The organism is Caldisericia bacterium, assembly GCA_021158845.1.
GTDB lineage: Bacteria > Caldisericota > Caldisericia > B22-G15 > B22-G15 > B22-G15.
In genome coordinates this window covers 1-2,642 of sequence record JAGGSY010000017.1, presented here as the reverse complement: position 1 = coordinate 2,642, position 2,642 = coordinate 1, and the positions used below count along the sequence as shown (strand labels likewise).

At 37.2% G+C, this 2,642-nt stretch carries 2 protein-coding genes; both read right to left on the bottom strand.

Annotation, left to right across the window (positions count from 1 at the left end):
• Window positions 1-40: 40 nt before the first annotated feature.
• On the bottom strand, window positions 41-622 hold the full coding sequence (locus J7J33_00585) for a hypothetical protein (GenBank protein MCD6167791.1): 582 nt from the start codon (window positions 620-622) through the stop codon (window positions 41-43).
• A complete protein-coding gene (locus J7J33_00580) occupies window positions 597-2,534 on the bottom strand; it encodes a DUF2207 domain-containing protein (GenBank protein MCD6167790.1) in 1,938 nt (645 codons plus the stop codon). Before J7J33_00580 ends, J7J33_00585 begins: the two co-directional genes overlap by 26 nt.
• Between the last annotated feature and the right edge of the window lie 108 nt (window positions 2,535-2,642).

Sequence of the window (2,642 nt, the reverse complement as noted above, 5' to 3'; positions counted from 1 at the left end):
GGTAAAATATCGGATGAAAAGACCTTTACATTTTTATCCTTTAAAACTCTTTTGTTAGAATTGAGAGAACTCCAGAACCACATCCCATATCAAGAACTTGAGGCTTTTCTTTAAGTTTATCCTTTACACTTAAAAGCCCCTCTTTGAATATCTTTACAGTCTCCTTTGATCTTGGAGGAAGAACTCCATCTCCAAAGAATAGGAATTTATCAATTTCATCCACATATATTCTATTTTTAAGTCTCTCAAGAAGAGTTTTTATATAGATTACAGGCACAATAAACTTCTTTTCCTTCTCCGTCTCTCCAATAAGCATAAAAAGATAGGGTATTTTAATCACCGGGTCAATAAGTAAAACTTCCTCATTTTTAGTGAGGAACACAGCCCTAAAAATTACTCTTTTATCCTCTCTCCTCTTTGGTATTCTCTTTTTTATGTAATCGGCAAGTGAAAAAGCGTCTTCTCTTTTTCCTGAGAGAACAACAATCTTTCCCCTCTTTGAGATTAAATCAAATACCCTACTCTTCTTCTCAGAGGATTCAAAGGTTATGGGAAGACCAGAGAAAAGTCCTTTAAACTTCTCTGGTATATATATTTTATCCTGCTCCTCCACCGGAGCCACCTCCACCTCCTCCCCCTCCACCAGAGAATCCTCCACCTCCTCCACTTGATGAAGTGGAAGATGTGGCTACCCTGGTAAGGGTGTTAAAGGAGGTAACCATAGAGGAAAGTGCCGTTTCAAGAGAAGATATACCTGCACCTCCATAGGTTGAATGAAGCACTGTAGCCCCTATAAGATTACTTCTACTCAACTCATTCTGTGGAATCTCTGGAAGAATTATCTTCAACTGCTCTATAACCTTCTCTGCAATTCCAAAGGTCACTGCATACACAAGATACTTCTCCCAGAGTACTATAGATGTTGGTATCGCTTCTTTAAGGTTTGAAAAGTCATTCATAAATTTTCTCAAACCATTCCATAAGGTAAAAGCATCCTTCCCCTTCCTCGTCCTTCTCATGAGCTGGGTTGAGATAATTGTGAGGATAATAAAGAAAGCAATATAAACAGGGATAAGCAGAGTCAAATTTAATGCCATTAAGATAAAACCACTTAAGAATACGCCAAGAACTGATAGACCTACAAATATACCCATCCATCTCTCTCCTGCCTTCTCAAAGTATCCATACTCCTCCCCCTCTTTCTTCACAGACTCCTTGAATGCCTCAAATATGGCTTTAAAATCCTCTGGATGCTTCTTTATAAATTTTGTTATATCCTCTGTGGAAACGGTAACATTCTTTAATCCAGCAAAATCTGGTAAAGGTTCTCTTTTATCTTTTGTCTTTACAAATCTCTCAATAAACTTAAAAGTCTTATTTTTCTTTACAAACTCACGGACAAAAAGCCCCAATATATCATCATATGTCATGGAGGTAAAGAGAAAGTCATACACAATTCTTTCATGTGGTCTTAAATCACTTGGGTCTTTGTCTGTCTTTGTAAGATAAACCACTGGTTTTTCTCTCTTAAATATCCATCCCACCTCTTTCTCTTTAACTTCCATACTTATATATCCCTTTCTTACAAGATTCATAATTGTTGCTGTAAAATCTTCAGATGTAACTTTCTTAAACCTCATAAGGTATCCCACGATAGCTGGTGGAAGGTCCTCTGGTGGTTCTCTAACATATATTACATCTCTTGTGCCCTTGTATTCCTTTCCATACTTAAAGAATATGTAGAGCCAGAAAATGAAAAATAGAACTGGAATGAGGACGGCTGTACCCAAATAGATTCTTGCCTTAACCCTTTTCCTATTTGCCTCCTGTGCTAACCCTCTCTCGTAGCTGAGTATCTCATCAAGTTTATTCTCCGGAATGGGACTAACATCAAGGAGTTCCGGAGGGAAAAGAACCCTTGCCTCAACAAAGGTGTGTGGTGGAACATCACTTACCTCATAACTTGCCCCAGTCCCATCCATCCTCTCAACAACTCCATTTAGTGGTCCATGTCCGAAAACATAGATTTTCTCTGGTTCTGTGCTTTCAGGTAGATATATCTTTGCAGTAAGGAGTTTTGTCTTTTTCTCCCATCCTTTACCTATAAGTTTCCAGTAGAAATCTGCTGTATCAAGATAAACCTTTAATCCATCAAGGATTTTATACTTTATTATAAATGTCTTATCCTCATTCTCCGCAGAGTAGAAAAACTTTGCAAAGTATCTTGTCCCCTCATCATAAAAAAGATAGGTGCCAGGCTCTTCACTGTCTTCCCTCCTGTATTCTCCATTTTCATCGGATATGGAAAAATCAGTGAGTTTGCTAAATCCACTCTTCTCAAGAGAGTATGTAGCCCAGTGAAAACTTCCTGAAAAGTGGTAGGTTCTCTCCTCAACCACATTAAAGGATCCATCCTTGTTTATGTGAATTTCAATGTTTACCTTAGGAAAGTAGTAATCCTTTGCATAAGCGGGAAGGGTTAAAGAGAATATGATTATAATTGTAAGAATCATGCACAAATACAGCTTCTTCATAACAAACCTCCTTGAGGAAAATCTATTTATAATTATTCTATCATCAAATTGTCCCTTTTAAAAATCTTAAAGTTGTATCATATATGATACAATATTTATGTAAAGTTG

What these genes read in the sequence shown, in the direction of transcription:
- J7J33_00580 (MCD6167790.1), bottom strand. Translation starts at nt 2,534, where the DNA reads ATGAAGAAGCTGTATTTGTGCATGATTCTTACAATTATAATCATATTC.